The sequence below is a fragment of the Burkholderia cepacia GG4 genome (assembly GCF_000292915.1).
Classification (GTDB): Bacteria; Pseudomonadota; Gammaproteobacteria; order Burkholderiales; family Burkholderiaceae; genus Burkholderia; species Burkholderia cepacia_D.
Genome location: NC_018513.1, coordinates 2,484,489 through 2,503,141, shown reverse-complemented (window position 1 = coordinate 2,503,141; position 18,653 = coordinate 2,484,489). Strand labels below are relative to the sequence as shown.

The following is an 18,653-nucleotide window of genomic DNA, read 5'->3' as shown; positions in this document are numbered from 1 at the left end:
TCGTCTGGTGTGCGAATTTCCGCCGTGCCGACGCGAGCGGGATCGTGTGCGTTGCGGATGTTTCGATGACTGATTGGTATTTATCCCGGTCGACGCCGGGCGGCGCTTTCCATATTGTTCCCCGTCATGCAGGATGTATAGAAAAAATTTCTATCCACGAGGGACTGGGTAAATGGATGCCATCGATCGCAAGCTGCTGGAGTTGTTGCAGGCAGACGCCACATTGCCGATCGCGGAGCTCGCGCAGCGCGTGAACCTGTCGCAGACGCCGTGCTGGAAGCGCGTGCAGCGGCTCAAGGAAACCGGCGCGATCCGCGCTCAGGTCGCACTGTGCGATCCACGCAAGCTCGGCGTCGGCACGACCGTGTTCGTCGCGATCCGCACGAACCAGCACACCGAGGAATGGGCGCAGCGCTTCACTCAGGCGGTGCGAGACATGCCGGAAGTCGTCGAGGTGTACCGGATGAGCGGCGAGACCGACTATCTGCTGCGGGTCGTGGTGGCCGGCATCGACGATTACGATCGCGTGTACAAGCAACTGATCCGTGCGGTGCCGCTGTTCGACGTGAGTTCGTCGTTCGCGATGGAGCAGATCAAGTATTCGACCGCGCTGCCGGTGCGCGATCTGGCCGAGCCGGCGTAGCGCGGGACCGCGGCGGTGCGTGGCTGAGCATCCGCCACCGGCGCTTGCCGCCGGCGCTCGTTCAGCGGCCGCGCGCCAGTGCGCGCGCACGTTCGTCCGCCAGCGCGTCGCGGCGCACGAACTCCGCGACGAACGGGCTGGCCGGATGGTGATGCAGCGCGTAAGGCGTGTCCCATTGCGCGAGCTGGCCGTCCTTCATCACGCCGATCCGGTCGGCGATCGCGAACGCTTCCGCCTGGTTGTGCGTGACGAGGATCGCGGTGTGACCGGTACGCTTCAGGATGTCGCGCAATTCGAATGCGAGCCGCTCGCGCGTATCGACGTCGAGATTCGAGAACGGCTCGTCGAGCAGCAGCAGCTCCGGCGACGGCGCGAGCGCGCGGGCGAGCGCGACGCGCTGCTGCTGGCCGCCCGACAGTTCGTGCGGATAGGCGCCGCCAGAATCGGCGAGGCCGACGAGTTCGAGCAGGTCCGCGGTGCGGGTGCGGCGTTCGGCCTTCGGCATGCGCCGCAGCCCGAAAGCGACGTTGTCGGCCGCGCTCAGGTGCGGGAACAGCGCATAGTCCTGGAACATCATCCCGATGCGCCGACGCTCGGGCGGCACGTCGAGCGACGGCGCCGCGACGGGCGAGCCGTCCAGCACGATGCGCCCCGTGCGCACGGGCTCGAAGCCCGCGATCGCGCGCAGCACGGTGGTCTTGCCGCAGCCGGACGCGCCGAGCAGGCAGCCGATGTCGCCGCGCGGCAGCGCGAGGCTCAGCCCGTCGACCACCGTGCGGCGGCCGTGCGGCGTGTCGTAGGCGACGCAGAGGTTGTCGAGTTCGAGCAGGTTCACGGTGTCAGGCTCCGATCTTGTGGCGGGTGCGGGCGAGCAGGATCACGGGCACGAGCCCGGCCAGCACGATCGCGAGCGCGGCGACCGCGCCTTCCTCGTAGGTGCCGCGCGCGGCTTCCGCATACAGCCAAGTCGCGAGCGTGTCGAAATTCAGCGGGCGCAGCAGCAGCGTCGCCGGCAGCTCCTTCATCGCGTCGACGAACACCAGCAGCGCGCTCGTCGTGAGCGCGGGCCGCAGCAGCGGCAGGTGCACGCGGCGCAGCGTGCCGCCGGCCGTCTCGCCGAGCGAGCGTGCCGCTTGCTCGAGCGACGGCGGAATGCGCGCGAGGCCGGCCTCGATGCTGCCGGCCGAGATCGCGAGAAAGCGCACGGTGTACGCGATCACGAGCGCGGCCGCCGACCCCATCAGCAGCAGTCCGTCGCGGCCGAGCGCCGCGCCGAGCAGCCGGTCGGCCGCGGCGAACGGGATCAGCAGGCCGATCGCGAGCACGGTGCCCGGCACCGCGTAGCCGAGGCTCGCGAGCCGTGCGCACAGACGGGCCGGGCCCGCCCGCGCGCTGTCGCGCTGCGCGCGGGCCGCCCACGCGACGACGAGTCCGCACGCAAGCGTTGCGACGGTCGCGGCGGCGGCGATCGTCAGCGTGTGCGTGAGTCCGGTGAGCAACTGCGCGGAGACGCCGCCGACGAGATGCAGCCGCTTGCCGGTCTCGACCGCGAGGTACGCGGCCGGCGCGCCGAAGCCGAGCAGCACGGGCAGCCAGCCCAGCGCGGCGGCGCTCCACGCGGCCGCGCCCGTCAACCGGCGCGGTGCGATCGGCCGCATGCGCCGGCCATGCGCGTAGCGCTGGCGGCGGCGTCCGTAGCGTTCGAGCACGATCATGCCGACGACGATCGCGAGCATCGCGAGCGCGATCTGCGCGGCGCCTGCGAGATCGGAGCGCGTGATCCACGTGGTGTAGACCGACACGGTCAGCGTCTGCACGCCGAGGAATTCCGACGCGCCGATGTCATTCAGCGTTTCGAGCAGCGCGAGGCTCATGCCGACCGCGATCGCGGGCCGCGCGAGCGGCACGACGACGCGCCAGAACGTCGCGATGCGTCCCGCGCCGAGCGTGCGCGCGGCTTCGAGCAGGCTCGCGGACTGCGTGACGAACATCGCGCGCGTGCTCAGGTAGACATACGGATACAGCACGAAGCCGAGCACGAAAATCGCGCCGGGCAGCGAGCGCAGGTCGGGCAGACGGAACTGACGCGGGCTGTCGAAGCCGAGCAGCCAGCGGACCGCTCCCTGCACGGGGCCGATCGGGTGGAGCAGGTCGAGATACGCGAACGCGACGATATAGGTGGGCACCGCGAGCGGCAGCAGCAGCGCCCAGGTCAGCATCCGGCGGCCGGGAAAGTCGTAGGCGGTGACGAGCCACGCGCAGCCGGTGCCGACCACCGACACGATCGCGCCGACGCCCGCGAGCAACAGCAGCGTATTCGCGAGCGCCTGCGGCAGCACGAATTCGCCGAGATGGCGCCAGTGCGCGAGATCCGCGCCGAACGCGGCGGCGACCAGCACCACGAGCGGCGCCGCGACCGCCGCGGCGATCGCGACGGCCGCGCTCAGCCAGAGGCTGCCCGCGCGCAGGCGGAACGGCTGGCGGCGCGCGCGGACGGACGGTGCATCAGTTGTCAAAGCCGACCCGGTCGACGAGCTGGCTGGCCGCCTTGCGATGCTTCGCGATGTCCGCCAGCGGCAGCGGATCGACCTTCAGCGTGCCGAAGCTCGCGATCACCGGATCGAGCTTCACGTTCGCGCGCACCGGGTATTCGTAGTTGGCCTGCGCATACAGCGCCTGCGCTTCCGGCGACACCAGGTATTCGAGCAGCTTCACCGCGTTGGCCTTGTGCGGCGCGTGCTTCGCGACCGTCGCGCCGCTGATGTTCACGTGCGTGCCGCCGCTCTTCGCGTTCGCGAACGTCGGCCGCACGACCTTGATCGCGTCGCCCCACTTGCGCGCATCGGTGCCGGCTTCCGCGTTCTTCATGTGGCCGACGTAGTACGCGTTCGCGAGACCGACGTCGCAGATGCCGCCGAGGATGTCGCGCGCGACGTCGCGGTCGCCGCCCGTCGCCTTGCGCGCGAGGTTCGCCTTCACGCCACGCAGCCACTTTTCGGTCGCGGCTTCGCCGTCGTGCGCGATCATCGCCGCGACGAGTGCCGTGTTGTACGGATGCTGCCCCGAGCGGATGCAGACCTTGCCCTTCCATTTCGGATCGGCGAGATCCTCGTAGCGGAACGCGTCGACCTTCAGGTCCTTTTCCACGTACAGCACGCGATCGCGCAGCGACAGCGCGTACCAGTCGCCCTGCGCGCCCCGCAGGTTCGCGGGAATCGCGTCGTCGAGCACCTTCGAACGCACCGGCTGCGCGAGCCCGCCGTCGACCAGGTCGAGCAGGTTGCCGATGTCAACCGTCATCAGCACGTCGGCCGGCGACTGCGCGCCTTCGGCCTTCACGCGCTCGAGCAGGCCGTCCTTCACGAACACCGTGTTGACCTTGATGCTGCTCTGCTTCGTGAACGCATCGATCAGCGGCTGGATCAGCTTCGGTTCGCGGGTGGTGTACAGGCTCACCTCCTCGGCCGCCTGGGCAAGCGGCGCGAACGCGGCGGCGGCAAGGGCGAGGGCGCCGGCGAGCGGCAGCAGGCGGGTGCGCGGATTCGACATGGAGACTCCGGTGAGGCAGGCGGACGAAGAGGTGTTCCGGGGCGTGCCTGCCGCCCGAGCGACCCGAAACATTACAAAGCGAAAGATTTCGGATTCTAGATCGGAATGGGAATGATTATCAAATGAAAGCTTGCGGAATGCGGCGAGGAAGACGGGAGGAGCGCGCGCAACGGGGCGTCGCAGCGCGTGCGCAAGCGCGTAGAATGCCCGCTTCAACGAATTTGACGGAGCCGCACCGACCATGAACGATCAGCGCAAGAAGAACCCTGTCCGCAACGTGAGCATCCTGATCGTCGTGGCCGTGCTGCTCGTGATCGGGACGATCCTGTACAACGCGATCTCGCAGAAGCGCGCGTACGACGAGGCCCATCCGGCCGAGGCCGCGAGCGCGAGCGCCGCGTCGCACTGACGCTGACGTGCGCGATCGCTCAGCGGCCCGGTTGGGCCGTGAGCGACGCTCAGGAACGGCGGGGGGACGGCCAAGGACGGCTGGCGACGCGCGATGCGTCGCCCGGTGCCGGGAGAGACGCGGGCGCCGAAGCCGGCGCGCCGCGCAGAGCGGTCAGCCGTGCGTCAACGTGACGCAGGCGCAAACTTCGGGCGGATCCGTGCATAGAACACGACCGCGAGCAGTACGAGCCACGCCGCGCCGACATAGAGCGCGACCCGCGTGTCCTCGAACCAGCCGAGTATCACGATCACGAAACCCATGAACGCGATCGTCAGTGCGGGGGCGACGGGCCACAGCGGCACCTTGAACTTCAGCGCCGCGACCTCCGCGCGCGACAGGCGACGGCGCATCGCGACCTGCGACAGCAGGATCATCAGCCACACCCACACGGTCGCGAACGTCGCGATCGCCGCGACCACCAGGAACACGTCCTTCGGCATCAGGTAGTTGAGCAGCACGCCGATCAGCAGCGCGCCGGCCATCACGAGCACCGTGACCCACGGCACGCCGTGCCGCGACGTCGTCATCAGCACGCGCGGCGCCTGGCCCTGCCGTGCCATCCCGAACATCATCCGGCCCGCGCCGAAGATGTCGCTGTTGATCGCCGAAATCGCCGCGCTGATCACCACCAGGTTGAGGATCGTCGCGGCCGACTTCACGCCGAGCGCCGAGAAGATCTGCACGAACGGGCTGCCGTCGTTGCCGACGCTGGTCCACGGGCTGATCGACATCAGCACGACCATCGTCAGCACGTAGAACAGCAGGATGCGCGCGGGCACCGCGTTGATCGCACGCGGAATCACGCGCTCCGGGTCCTTCGCCTCGCCGGCGCTCATCCCGATAACCTCGATGCCGCCGTACGCGAAGATCACGACCGACAGCGACGCGATCAGCCCGCCGATCCCGTTCGGCAAGAAGCCGCCGTGGTTCCACAGGTTCGTGAACGTCGGCACGTCGGCCGAATGGCCGAAGTGCATGCCGGCCAGCAGGATCGCGACGCCGCCGCCGATCATCGCGATGATCGCGCCGACCTTGATGATCGACAGCCAGAATTCGAGCTCGCCGAACACTTTCACGTGGCACAGGTTCAGCCCGCAGATGACCGCGACGACGCCGAGCACCCAGATCCATTGCGGGACATCCGGAAACCAGAAGCCCATGTAGATGCCGAACGCGGTGATGTCGGCGATCGCGACGATCACCATTTCGAGCGTGTAGGTCCAGCCGGTGACGAAGCCGGCAAACGGGCCGAGGTTTTCGGTCGCGTAGTGGCCGAACGAGCCGGCGACGGGTTCGCGCACGGCCATCTCGCCGAGCGCGCGCATCACCATGTAGACGGCCGCGCCGCCCAGGATGTAGGCCAGGATCACGGCGGGGCCCGCGAGCTGGATCGCGGACGCCGAGCCGTAGAACAGGCCGGTGCCGATCGCCGAGCCCAGCGCGAGAAAGCGGATGTGCCGCGAGCTCAGGTGGCGCTGCAGGTTCTTCATCGAGTCTCCGATATCGTTATGCGACGGACCGGGCGAGCAGGGCCGGCCCGGTTGGCTCAAGTTGTCTATACAACTTAAATGTGAACGAATGATAACAAGCCGGGCCATGTGACCGGAATCGGGTATTCCCTGACTGGCGCAACCGGTGGAATCGAGGGTGGGGCGAACGCACGGTGTGCGGGCGGGCCGTGCGGAGCGGGCGGGTCATGCTGCGGGGGGCGTGCTGGAACGGGGGGGCGCCGCCGGGCCGGCCCGCTGCGTGCGCGGGCGGCCGGCGGCGGCCGGACGACGTTATGCGGTCATGCGGGCAGCCGGATCACGCTCGCGTCCTTGCGGATCAGCAGCGACGACGCGAGCATCTGCTTGCACTGGTGCGCGAGCACCTTCAGGTCGTGCGTGAGCTCGGCGCCCACCGCGTCGGATTTTTCCGCGGACACGACCATCGCGTCGAGGTCGCGGGTGAGCTGTTTCGTCGCGTCGAGCTGGTCGGCCGGCGGCGGCTCGCCGGCTTCCGCCTTCTCGAGGTTATCGAGCACGGCGGACAGGCCGCGGCGCAGCGCATCGTCGCGGACGAAGTTGTCGTCGGCCGTGCATGCGCTGCGGATCAGCGGCGCGGCCGCGGTGATCTGCGCGCCGAGCACGTGCGTCTGCACGAGCAGATCGTTGAGTTCCGGCACGAAGCGCTGGTGTGCCTTCGGTTCGATCATCATCCGCTGGAACGCCTGGCCGAGGTTCGCGAACGCGATGTGCACGTCCTTGCGCGCGAGGCGGTAGCGGTAGTCGTCGTCGAGGGTGGCGGCGGGCGTCTCGATCGCCGCGGCGACGACCGGCACGACGGCCGCGCCGTCGGCGGCCGGCACCGGCGGCGGCGACGCGCCGCGCCCGGCGCGCCACACGGCCTCGAAATACTTGCGGGTCGACGTCAGCATGTCGGTGACGAGCTTGCCCATCAGCCGGTATTCCCAGTACGGGAACAGGCGGCTCGCGGCGATCGCGATCATGCAGCCGACCACGGTATCGATCGCGCGCTCGCCGATGATCCGCATGCTGCCCGGCGCGAGCAGGTGGAACATCAGCAGCACGTACGACGACGTGAACACGACGCTTGCCGCGTAGTTGAACAGCAGCAGGCTGTAGCTCATCACCATCGACCCGAACATGATCGCGATCAGCAGGTGCGGCGACTTCACGGTGTAGATCAGCGCGATGCTCGCCGCGCAGCCGATCAGCGTGCCGACGATACGCTGCGCGTTGCGCTGCTTGGTCAGCGAGTAGCCGGGCTTCAGGATGATGATGGTCGTCATCACGATCCAGTATGCGTTCGTGAGCGGCAGCAGCCGGCCGAGCCAGAACCCGACCGCCACCGCGATCGTCACGCGCAGCGCGTGGCGGAAGCTCGGCGAGCGCATGTTCAGGTTCGAGAAGATCAGGAGCGGCGACATCCGGCGGCGCTGCAGAAAGCGCGTGAGCGCCTTGTCGATCTTCAGTTCCGTCTGCTGCGGGTCGGCGTGACCCGACAGGTTGCGGCGCATCCGGTCGATCAGGCGCGTCGCGCTCCAGATGCGCCGGAACGTCGCGAGCACCGCCGCATACGCTTCCGCGTTGCTCGCCGCGAAGTTCTTCTTGCGCATCAGCTCGATCTCGTACTCGATCGCGCGCAGTTCGGCCTTCACGCTGATCCGCGAATGCGGCGCGCGGTTCTCGAGCACCGCGAGGCCGATCTCCTCGAGATCGGCGGCCGCCTTGCAGATCAGGTCGCGGTAGAAAATGATCAGGTCCGAGCCGCCGAACGTGTTGCGCACGAGCGGGTAGTCGGTGTGTGCGCCGACGAACAGCTCGTGCAGGTCGACGCTGTTGATGAACAGGTTGTACATCGTCGTGCGGCCGGGATCGAGCTTGCCGCGGCGCAGCTTCGGCAGGTTGCGCAGCACGATGTCGCGCGCGGTTTCCTGCGTTTCGACCGCGGTGATCTGCTTCGCGACGAGATTGCGGTAGCACTCGTCGAGATCGGCGTCGAGATCGTAGAACTGCGCGCGCGCGAGCAGGTAGTCGGCGCACGCGAACAGGCTTTCGGCGAGCGCCTGCTGCTCGATCCGGCGTGCCTGCCATTGCGACACGAGCGTCGCCCAGTAGGTGTACCAGAGGCCGCCCGCGAGAATCCAGCCGGCGTTGATGAACGCCTGCAGCGGCGTGAATTTCTCCTCGAGCGTCATTACCATCATGAACAGCGTCGCGAAGCTGATCTGCGGCCAGCGGTTGCCGTAGACGACGATCAGCGACAGCACGAACGTGAGCGGCACGATCGTCAGCCACAGCGCGAAGATGTTCGGCGTGGCGAGGCCGGTCGCGAGCGCGGCCAGGAAGCCGATCACGCTGCACGCGAGCATTTCGTTGTGCTTGTACTTGAGCGGGCCGGGCATGTCGACGACGCACGCGCCGAGCGCGCCGGTCGAGATCGTGAAGCCGAGCTCCCGGTTGTGAAACACGATCAGGCACAGCACGGCCGGCAGCGACACGCCGACCGCGATCCGCAGGCCGCCGAAAAAGTACTGGCTGTAGAAAAATTTTCTGATTTCGACCGAATAGCGCATCGATGGGCTGAATGACAGACGAAGACGCCGGGGCGGCGTATTGACTGGCGACGAGTCTATCGTATTTCGCGGTCCGCAAAACCTGGCTTTCCGGACGATGCGCTTCGCGACGGCCCTTTTGCTATCCTTGGTGATCCTGTTCGCCCGGCCCGGCCGGCGCGAGGCTCCGACACCCGCTTCATGCTCCATCTCTTCTACTCGAACCGTCACGAAACCCTGGCCGACGCGCTGCTCGACGATCTGGCTGCATTCCCGGCCCGCAACGGCCCGTGGGCGCCGCAACAGGTCATCGTGCCGAGCGCCGCGCTGCGCCGCCGTCTCGAACTCGACATCGCCGCGCGCCACGGCGTGTGCGCGAACGTCGAGTTCACGTATCTCGCGCAATGGCTGTGGGCGCAAATCGGCCGCGTGATGCAGGTACCCAAGCGCTCGCCGTTCGCACCCGACCGCCTCGTGTGGCGCTGCTACCGGCTGTTCGCGCAGGCCGCGGACGGCGCGCCGTGGCTCGCGTCGCCGCGGCTGGCCGCGTATCTGTCCGCGTCCGACGATGCGATGCGCTACGAACTCGCGCATCGCGTCGCGGCCGTGCTCGATCATTACCTGACCTATCGGCCCGAATGGCTGGCCGCGTGGCAGGCCGGCGAGTCGGTGCTCGCGGGCGACGCCGCGCCGCGCGGGATCAGCGACGCCGCACGCGACGACGAGCACTGGCAGGCCGCGCTGTGGCGCGCGCTGCTCGCCGAGCTGAGCGAGAGCGGCACGCCGCCCGCACACCGTTTCCTCGTCGACGCGCGCCACCTCGATCCCGATACCGTCGCGGGCGCCGACTGGCCGGAATCGGTCAGCGTATTCGCACTGCCGACGATGCCGCCGCTGCACGTCGCGCTGCTGCGCGAGCTGTCGCGCTGGATCGACGTGCGCGTCTATGCGCTGAACCCGTGCCGCGAGTTCTGGTTCGACATCGTCACTGCCGCGCATGCGGAGGCGCTCGACGCGGCCGGTCGGCTCGACTACCAGGAAGTCGGTCATCCGCTGCTCGCGGAGTGGGGCAGGCAGACGCAGGCGCAACTGCACATGCTGCACGAACTGACCGAAAGCGCCGCGTCAGGCGATGCGTCGCGTTTCGTCGGGAATCCCGCACCGACCTGGCTCGCGCGCGTGCAGAACGCGATCCTCGACCTGCAACCGGAGGCCGAACTCGGCGACGTACCGGCCGAGCGCGGGATCGAGGTGCACGTGTGCCACAGCCTCGCGCGCCAGCTCGAAGTGCTGCACGACCGCCTGCTCGCATGGTTCGACGCCGACGCGACGCTGCAGCCGGCCGACGTGCTGGTGGCGGTGGCCGATCTCGCGGCGGCGGGGCCGCTGATCGATGCCGTGTTCGGCACGGCGGGCGCCGGCGGCGCGCGCGTGCCTTACCGGATCACCGGCCTGCCGCCGTCGCAGGCGAACCCGGTCGCGCGCGTGCTGCTCGAGTGGCTCGCGTTGCCGGAGCGGCAGGTCGGTGCGCCGGAGCTGGTCGAATGGCTGCGTGTCGACGCGGTGGCGGCCCGCTACGGGATCGACGCGGCCGCGCTCGAGACGGTGCAGACCTGGCTCGCGGCCGCCGGCGCGCGGCGCGGGCTGTCGCCGACGGTGAGCGACGATGCGGCGGTGCCGGCACCGCGCCACACGTTCTCCGATGCGCTCGCACGGCTCTTTCTCGGCTATGCGATGCCCGAAGGCGCGGCACCGGTCGGCGCGTGGCTGCCGATCGAGGCGGCCACCGGCAGCGAGGCCGAACTGCTGGGCCGGCTTGCGCGCTTCACCGACGATCTCGACGGCTTCGCGCGGCGGCTTGCCGACGCGCACACGCCGCGCGCCTGGAGCGAACTGTTCGCCGACACGCTCGCGCGATTCTTCGACTCCGGCGCCGCGTATGCCGACGCGCTCGCCGGCGTGCGCGACGCGCTCGACGCGATGCTCGCCGCGATGACGGAAGGCGCACCCGACGAGGCATTGCCCGCGGCCGTCGTGCGCGCGGGGCTGGCTGCCGCGCTCGACGACCCGGCCCGCGGCGGGGTGCCGTGGGGCGGCGTCACGTTCTCGTCGCTGACGAGCCTGCGCGGGCTGCCGTACCGCATCGTGTGCCTGCTCGGGATGGACGACGGCGTGCTGCCGAGCCTCGCGCGCGCCGACGAATTCGACCTGATGGCCGTGCTGCCGAAGCTCGGCGACCGCCAGCGCCGCGACGACGAGCGCAACCTGTTCCTCGACCTGCTGCTCGCCGCGCGCGATCGGCTGCTGATCGCGTATACCGGGCGCAGCATTCGCGACAACGCGCCGTTGCCGCCCGCGGCGCTCGTCGACGAACTGCTCGACCATCTCGCGCTCGTCACGGCCGGCGCGGATGCCGCGCCGGATGAGGTCGACGCGGCGCGCCGTGCGTTCATCGTCGAGCATCCGCTGCAGCCGTTCGCGGCCGAGTATTTCCGGCCCGGCAGCGAACTGGCTTCATACGACGCCGAGCGCGCAACCCTGGCGTCGCTGCTGGCGGCCGAAGCGTCCCGCGACGCGACGCGCGAGCAGCCGTTCTTCGCGCAGCCGCTGCCGGCCGAGCCGGTCGAACCCGTCGCGTTCAGCGAATTCGAACGGTTCTGGCGGCATCCGGCCCGCGCGCTGCTGCGCGCGCGGCTCGGCATCGTGCTGTCCGACGCGCAGGCCGAACTGCTCGACACGGAGCCATTCGCACTCGACTTCGCCGGCAGCGACGCGCTCGCCGAGCGCGTGCTGCCGCTCCTGATCGAAGCGGGCGACGGCGGCGTGCTCGATCATGCGCTGCGTATCGCGGACGCGAGCCCCGAACTGCCGGGCGGTGCCACGGGCGCCGTCTGGCGCGACCAGGCGCTCGGCTCGATGACGCAGCTTGCGTCGAACGTGCGCGGTGCGCTGGCCGACGGGATGGAGCGGCGACCGTTCACGCTTTCGGTCGCACCCGCGTGGCCCGACACCGACCAGGCGCTGTTCGGCGCCGACGACGCGCTGCTGTCCGGCGATGCGGTGCGTGCGCCGCTCGAACTGCACGGCACGCTGAACCGGCTGACGCCGGCGGGCCAGGTCATCTATCGCTATGCGCGACCGAGCGCGCGCGATTACCTGTCCGCGTGGCTCGCGCACCTCGTCTACTGCGCGGTGGAACCCGACGGCCCGCGCCGCACGCTGTGGTTCGGCAGCGGCGGCGCGTTCGAACTCACGCCGGTCGCGGCGCCGCTCGAGCGTCTCGCGCCGCTCGCCGCGCTGTTTCGCGCGGGGCGGCGCATGCCGCTGCGGTTCTTCCCGCGCAGCGCCTGGGCACGCATCTCCGACGGCGAGGCGAAGGCGGCGAGCGTGTGGATCAACGAGCGCGTCGCGAGCGAAGCCGACGATCCGGCCATCGCGATCGCGTGGCGCGGTGCGCATCCGTCGCTCGACGAACCGTTCGGCACGCTCGCACGGCTCGTGTTCGAGCCGATGCTCGAACATCTGAAGGAGGTCGCATGAGCGCCGTATCCCAGCCGCAAGCGGCGCTCGAACTCGACGTGTTCGCGTGTCCGCTCGACGGCGTCAACCAGATCGAGGCGTCGGCCGGCACCGGCAAGACGTGGAACATCTGCGCGCTGTACGTGCGCTTGCTGCTCGAAAAGGATCTCGGCGCGGACGAAATCCTCGTCGTGACCTTCACGAAAGCGGCCACGGCCGAACTGCACGAGCGGATCCGCGGGCGCCTCGCACAGCTCGCGCATGCGCTCGACACGGGTGACGACGGCGGTGATCCGTTCGTCGCACGCCTGCTCGAGACGACGCTCGGCGAAGCCGGTGCGCTCGATCCCGAGACCGCCGCGAAACGGATTCGACGCGCGCTGCGCGCATTCGACCAGGCGGCGATCCACACGATCCACGCGTTCTGCCAGCGCGCGCTGCAGGAGGCGCCGTTCGCGGCCGCGATGCCGTTCGCGTTCGACATGCAGGCCGACGATGCGGCATTGCGCTTCGAGCTCGCGGCGGACTTCTGGCGCACCCGCGTCGAGCCGATGGCCGCGCGCTGGCCGGGCTTCGCGACGTGGCTCGTCGATTCGGGCGCAGGCCCGGCCGCGCTCGACGCGCAGCTCGCGCGCCGGCTGAAGAAGCCGCTCGCTGCGCTGCGCTGGGACGGCGTGGCCGAACCGGACGAAGCGGCGGAGGCCGCCGCCGCCGAATGCTTTGCGGAGGCTGCGCGGATGTGGGCCGACGAGCGCGACGCGATCGACGCGCTGCTGCGCACCGCGCAGCCGGTGCTCAACCAGCGCTCGCACAAGCCCGACGCGGTCGCCGATGCGCTCGGCGCATGGTCCGCGCATTTCGCGCAGGGCAATGCGGCGGCCGCGCTGCCCAAGGCGGCGCTCAAGCTCACGCGCAGCGCGCTCGTGAAAGCGACGAAGAAGGGCGGCGTGACGCCCGAACACGCGTTCTTCGACGTGGCCGACGCGCTCGAAGCGGCGGTGGCCGCGGCCGAGGCCGCGCAGCGCGCGCGCTGGCTCGCGCTGGTCGCCGACTGGCTCGACACGGCGCCGGCCGAACTGGCCGAGCGCAAGCGTACGCGACGCGTCGTGTCGTTCGACGACCTGCTCGCGAACCTGTACCACGCGCTGCATGCGCATCCGTGGCTCGCCGAGACGCTGCGCGCGCGCTATCCGGCCGCGCTGATCGACGAATTCCAGGATACCGACCCGCTGCAGTTCGCGATCTTCGACCGGATCTTCGCGCCGGGCGGGCCGCTGTTTCTCGTCGGCGATCCGAAGCAGGCGATCTACAGTTTCCGCGCCGCGGATCTGCATACCTATCTCGCCGCGCGGGCAAGCGCGAGCGCGTGCTATACGCTCGCGGTCAACCAGCGTTCGACCCCCGCGGTCGTCGACGCGAGCAACCGTTTCTTCATGTCGAATCCGCGTGCGTTCGTGCTCGACGGGCTCGACTATTACCCGGTGCGGGCCGGCACGCGCGTGCGCGCGCCGTTCGTCGACGCGACCGATCCGGGCCCGCCCGGCGATTTCCGGATCTGGGCGCTGCCGGGAGGCGACGGCACGCTGCTCAAGCGCGACGCGCAGGCACAGGCCGCGCAGGCATGCGCGGCCGAGATCGCACGGCTGATGCGCGGCGCGCGCGAAGGGCTGGCGCGGCTCGGCGGCACGCCGCTGTCGCCGGGCGACATCGCGGTGCTCGTGCAGACGCACCGGCAGGGCAGCCTCGTGAAGCGCGTGCTCGCCACCTGGGGCATCGGCAGCGTCGAACTCGCGCAGGCGTCGGTGTTTTCGACCGGCGACGCGGAGCAACTCGAGCGCGTGCTCGCGGCGATCGATGCGCCGGGCGACCTGCGGCGCCTGCGCGCGGCGCTGGCGGCCGACTGGTTCGGCCTCGACGCGGGTGCGCTGTGGCGCATGGAGCAGGGCGACGGCGACGCGTCGCACGAAGCGGCCGACCACGCGGATGCGATGAGCTGGGTCGAGCGCTTCTCGCGCTATCGACTGCTGTGGCGCGAACGCGGTTTCGCGGTGATGTGGCGCACGTTCGCGCGCGAGCTGCGGATCGCCGAGCGGCTGATGGCCGGCGCGGACGGCGAGCGCCGCGTGACCGACATCAACCACCTGGCCGAGCTGACGCAGGCGCGCGCGTCCGCGCAGCCGGGCATCGCGCCGACGCTGCGCTGGCTTGCCGCGCAACGGCTCGACGGCGGCGGCGAGGAAGCGCAGCTGCGGCTCGAATCCGATCGCAACCTCGTGCAGATCGTGACCGTGCACAAGTCGAAGGGCCTCGAATACGCGGTCGTGTTCTGTCCGTTCCTGAACGACGGCGGGCTGCGCGAGCCGCCCGCGTCGGCGCTGCCCGATGCGCGCGAGTATCACGACGACGCGGGCGACGCCGTGCTGCATTACGGCTGCGACGACGAAGCCGCCGCGCATGCGGCGCGCCAGGCGCTGCGCGAGCAGGCCGCGGAACGCGCGCGGCTCGTCTATGTGGCGCTCACGCGTGCGGTCTACCGGTGCTATCTCGTCGCCGGGCCTTATCAGTCGTCGCGTTCGACCCGCGAGGCGCGGCGCAGCGTGCTGAACTGGCTCGTGGCCGGCGCCGGCCAGTCGTTCGATGCGTGGCTCGACGAGCCGCCGGACGAAGCGGCGCTCGACGCGGCATGGCAAGCGCTCGCCGGCGGCCCCGTGAGCGTCGCGCCGTTGCCGGTGCCGGCGCGCCGCGAGCGCCTGGCGGCCGGGCACGATGCTTCGCAGACGCTCGCGGCGCGTCATGCGACGCGCGTGCTGCGCGATGCATGGCGGATGGCGAGCTTCAGTTCGCTGACGGCGTCGATGGCGCGCGAGGAGGCGGGCGTCGCGGTCGTGCCCGACGACGAACTGCGGCCCGATCACGATGCGCTGGCCGCCGTCGTGCCGGACGGCGGGTTCGCCGTGGCCGACACGGTCGCGGTCGAGCCGCCGGACGACGACATCCTCGTGTTTCCGCGCGGCGCGGCAGCGGGCGAGTGCCTGCACCGCCTGTTCGAACTCAGCCGGTTCACGGAGCCGGATTCGTGGCACCAGGCCGCGCTCGGCGCGCTGCACGACCGGCCGGTCGAGGCCGAGCCCGAACTCGCGACGCGCCTGCCGGCGATGATGGCGCGGCTCGTCGACGACGTCGTGCGCACGGAGCTCGTGCCGGGCATGCGGCTGGCCGATCTCGATCCCGCGAAGCGGCTCGACGAAATGGGTTTCCTGTTTCCGGCGCGGTCGCTCGAGCTGGGCGCGCTGCGCCGGCTGCTGGTCGCGCACGGTTATCCGGACGTTGCACTCGAGGCGGGCATGCTCGCCGGTTTCATCAAGGGTTTCATCGACATGATCGTCGAACACGACGGCCGGTTCTGGATCGTCGACTGGAAGTCGAACCATCTCGGCAATACACCTGATTCCTATGGCCCGCGTGCGCTCGACGTCGCGATGGCCGATCACGCGTATCACCTGCAGGCGCTGCTCTATACGGTCGCGCTGCATCGCTATCTGCGCGGGCGGCTGCCCGATTACGACTACGACACGCATATCGCGGGCTACCTGTACCTGTTCGTGCGCGGCGTGCGGCCCGGCTGGCGCAGCGGCGGCGAGCCGGCCGGCGTGCATGCGCGGCGGCCCGCGCGCGAACTTGTCGACGCGCTCGACCGGATGATGGAAGGGGGCCGCGCATGAACGCGTCCGACGACACGCTCGAATTCACCGGCGGCCTCGTGGCGCGCCTGCCCGAGCCCGCGGATTTCGGCATCGCGCTCGCGGAAGGTTTCGCACGCCGCATCGGCGACCTGTCGCGCCGGGCGGGCGCGCCGGCCGCTTCCGCGCGCTGGGCGGCGCGTGCCGCGTTCGCGACGAGCCGCGCGACGGCGGGCGGCCACGTGTGCGTATCGCTGGGCGCGCTCGCGCAGCGCTACGAGGAGCCGCTCGACGACGTGCGCGCGGCGCTTGCCGCGAGCGGCCTCGTGGCGTTCGGCACGCTCGCGCGCGGCGACGAACGGCCGCTGATCGTCGACCGGCACGACCATCTCTATCTGTCGCGCTACTTCGACTACGAGCGCCGGCTCGCCGATGCGCTCGTCGCGCAGGCCGGCGTCGCCGCACCGGGCGATGCGCTGTCGCCCGAGCGGCTGCGCGACAGTCTCGCGCGTTACTTCGGGCCCGCGACGGGCGAAGTGGACTGGCAGCGCGTCGCGGCGATCGTCGCGTTGACGGGGCGCGTGACGATCGTCAGCGGCGGGCCCGGCACCGGCAAGACGACGACCGTCGTCGGCGTGCTGGCTTGCTTGCTCGACGCGCAGCCGGGCTTGCGTGTCGCGCTGGCGGCACCCACCGGCAAGGCCGCGCAGCGGATGCAGGAAGCGCTGCATGCGCGGGCGGGCGACCTGCCGCCGGCGCTCGCCGCGCGCCTGCCCGACACGTCGTATACGTTGCATCGCCTGCTGGGCGGCGGCGGGGCGGCGGGGTTCCGCCATCATCGCGACAACCCGCTGCCGTACGACCTGATCGTGGTCGACGAGGCGTCGATGATCGACGTCGCGCTCGCCGCGCACCTGATCGATGCGCTCGCGCCGGGCGCGCGGCTCGTGCTGCTCGGCGACAAGGACCAGCTTGCCGCGGTCGAGGCCGGCGCGGTGTTCGCCGAGCTGAGTGCGCGGCCGACGTTTACCGCCGCAGCGCGCACGCGCATCGCGGCTGCGCTCGGCATCGACGAGGCGGTATTCGTCGCGGCGTTGCCGGTGCCGGACGGCGAGGCGGTGGAAGCGGTTGCCGCCGCTGCTCCGGCTCCGGCTCCGGCGTCCGCGCCGGTGTTGGCCACTGCCGCACGCAAGCCGCCGGCACGGCGGAACGTGGATACGCGACAGGCCTCGTTGTTCGACGACGAACCACCGGACGAAGCGGTTGCTTCGCCTGACGTCGCGCCATCGGCTGCTTCGTTGCAGCCTGCGGCGACCGGCATCGATGCCGGCGCTGCGGGTGCCGATCCGGCATGGATCGAGGCCGACGAGCTCGCGTGGCTCGACGCGGTCGAACTGGCGCCGTTCGATGCGCACGATGCGGGGGCAGCGGCATTCGCGTCGGCCATCGCAACGCGGGTCGACGAAACCACCACCGCGCCTTCCGCGCCCGCACCGCTTGCAGACTGCGTCGTATGGCTCGAACGCAATTACCGTTTCGGTCTCGATTCGCCGATCGGCCGCCTGTCGCTCGCGATCCGCCGCGGCGACGTGCAGGCCGCGCTCGACGCGTTGCCGGCGGACGATGCCGCTGCCGCGTCGTTCCACGACGATGCGGGCGATACGCTGGCGGCATCGACGGTCGAGCGGCTGGCACGCCGGTTCGGCGCGTACCTCGACGCATTGCGCACCGCGTTGTCCGAGCCGGTGCCCGATCCGCTGCCGCTGTTCGATGCGCTCAACCGCTTCCGGATCCTGTGCGCGACCCGCACCGGTTCGCGCGGCGCCGAGCACGTGAATGCGCTGGTGGCCACGCACGTGCGACATGCCGCGCGCGTGCCGCTCGCGGTCGGTGCACACTGGTTCACCGGGCGGCCGATCATGGTGACGCGCAACGACTATGCGCTCGGGCTGTTCAACGGCGACATCGGCATTGCGTTGCCGGACGCGCACGGCGTGCTGCGCGTGTGGTTCCGGCGCGCGGACGGCACCGCGCGCGCGGTGTCGCCTGCCGCGCTGCCGCCGCACGAAACGGCGTTCGCGCTGACGGTTCACAAATCGCAGGGCTCCGAATTCGACGAGGCCGCGCTCGTGCTGCCGGCGTCGTTCGGGCGCGTGCTCACGCGCGAGCTCGTCTATACGGCGGTCACGCGCGCCCGCACGCGCGTGCAGGTGATCGGTCCGCGACGCGTGCTCGCGCAGGCGGTCGCGACGCGCACCCAACGCGATTCGGGGCTTGCGGCGCGCGTCGACGAGGCGCTCGCGCGGCGCCGCAAGGAGGCGTCGCGATGATGATCCGCTATATGCTCGATCCGGCCGACGTCGAATGGACCGCCGTGCGCGCGCAGGGCGCCGGCGGGCAGAACGTCAACAAGGTGTCGAGCGCGATTCACCTGCGCTTCGACATCCGCGCGTCGTCGCTGCCGCCCGTCATCAAGGAGCGGCTGCTCGCGCTGTCCGACCAGCGCATCACGCGCGACGGCATCGTCGTGATCAAGTCGCAGGAATACCGGACCCAGGAGAAAAACCGCGAGGCGGCGCTCGCGCGGCTCGATGCGTTGATCGGCAGCGTCGCGTACACGCCGCGTGCCCGGGTCGCGACGCGGCCGACGCGCGCGTCGAAGGAGCGGCGGCTCGAACACAAGTCGCGCCGCAGCGTGGTGAAGTCGGGAAGAGGGAAGGTGATCGACTGACGAAACGCCGCGGCGGCAGG

General features: G+C 70.4%; 11 protein-coding genes. 6 read left to right on the top strand and 5 right to left on the bottom strand.

The genetic code is table 11. The annotated features are described in order from the left end of the window. Positions 1–172 precede the first annotated feature (172 nt). Positions 173–643 (top strand): Lrp/AsnC family transcriptional regulator, encoded by a 471-nt coding sequence (locus GEM_RS11350; RefSeq protein WP_011351482.1) that lies wholly within the window; start codon positions 173–175, stop codon positions 641–643. A gap of 61 nt (positions 644–704) precedes the next feature. On the opposite strand, the gene GEM_RS11345 is transcribed toward GEM_RS11350, so the two are convergent. The 3 genes from GEM_RS11345 to GEM_RS11335 are packed head-to-tail and all read right to left on the bottom strand — an operon-like array spanning position 705 to position 4,192. After that, positions 705–1,478, bottom strand: a complete 774-nt coding sequence (locus tag GEM_RS11345) for an ABC transporter ATP-binding protein (protein WP_014897550.1) — start codon at positions 1,476–1,478, stop codon at positions 705–707. A gap of 4 nt (positions 1,479–1,482) precedes the next feature. Continuing rightward, positions 1,483–3,159 (bottom strand): ABC transporter permease, encoded by a 1,677-nt coding sequence (locus GEM_RS11340; protein WP_014897549.1) that lies wholly within the window; start codon positions 3,157–3,159, stop codon positions 1,483–1,485. After that, positions 3,149–4,192, bottom strand: coding sequence for a Fe(3+) ABC transporter substrate-binding protein (locus GEM_RS11335; protein ID WP_014897548.1), 1,044 nt, complete (start codon positions 4,190–4,192; stop codon positions 3,149–3,151). Before GEM_RS11335 ends, GEM_RS11340 begins: the two co-directional genes overlap by 11 nt. 241 nt (positions 4,193–4,433) lie before the next feature. Between GEM_RS11335 and GEM_RS30915 the strand changes: the two genes are divergently transcribed. Further along, positions 4,434–4,601: a hypothetical protein gene (locus GEM_RS30915; protein ID WP_014897547.1), complete on the top strand. Its 168-nt coding sequence runs from the start codon at positions 4,434–4,436 to the stop codon at positions 4,599–4,601. A 164-nt stretch (positions 4,602–4,765) separates the two neighbouring features. Here GEM_RS30915 and GEM_RS11330 read toward each other — a convergent pair whose 3' ends face one another. Both GEM_RS11330 and GEM_RS11325 read right to left on the bottom strand, forming a co-directional pair. Continuing rightward, complete coding sequence (locus GEM_RS11330; RefSeq protein ID WP_014897546.1) at positions 4,766–6,133, bottom strand: amino acid permease; 1,368 nt, start codon at positions 6,131–6,133, stop codon at positions 4,766–4,768. Positions 6,134–6,432: 299 nt separating this feature from the next. Beyond that, positions 6,433–8,724 (bottom strand): FUSC family protein, encoded by a 2,292-nt coding sequence (locus GEM_RS11325; RefSeq protein ID WP_014897545.1) that lies wholly within the window; start codon positions 8,722–8,724, stop codon positions 6,433–6,435. A gap of 180 nt (positions 8,725–8,904) precedes the next feature. Here GEM_RS11325 and recC point away from each other — a divergent pair, with 180 nt between their 5' ends. From recC to arfB, 4 genes are read left to right on the top strand one after another with little or no spacing between them, the layout of a single operon-like run. Continuing rightward, positions 8,905–12,243, top strand: coding sequence for an exodeoxyribonuclease V subunit gamma (recC, locus tag GEM_RS11320; protein WP_014897544.1), 3,339 nt, complete (start codon positions 8,905–8,907; stop codon positions 12,241–12,243). Further along, complete coding sequence (gene recB / locus GEM_RS11315; protein WP_014897543.1) at positions 12,240–15,944, top strand: exodeoxyribonuclease V subunit beta; 3,705 nt, start codon at positions 12,240–12,242, stop codon at positions 15,942–15,944. The genes recC and recB overlap by 4 nt, the downstream gene beginning before the upstream one ends. Beyond that, a complete protein-coding gene (locus GEM_RS11310; protein WP_014897542.1) occupies positions 15,941–18,232 on the top strand; it encodes an AAA family ATPase in 2,292 nt (763 codons plus the stop codon). The genes recB and GEM_RS11310 overlap by 4 nt, the downstream gene beginning before the upstream one ends. Continuing rightward, positions 18,229–18,633, top strand: coding sequence for an alternative ribosome rescue aminoacyl-tRNA hydrolase ArfB (gene arfB / locus GEM_RS11305; RefSeq protein WP_014897541.1), 405 nt, complete (start codon positions 18,229–18,231; stop codon positions 18,631–18,633). Before GEM_RS11310 ends, arfB begins: the two co-directional genes overlap by 4 nt. Positions 18,634–18,653: the final 20 nt, after the last annotated feature.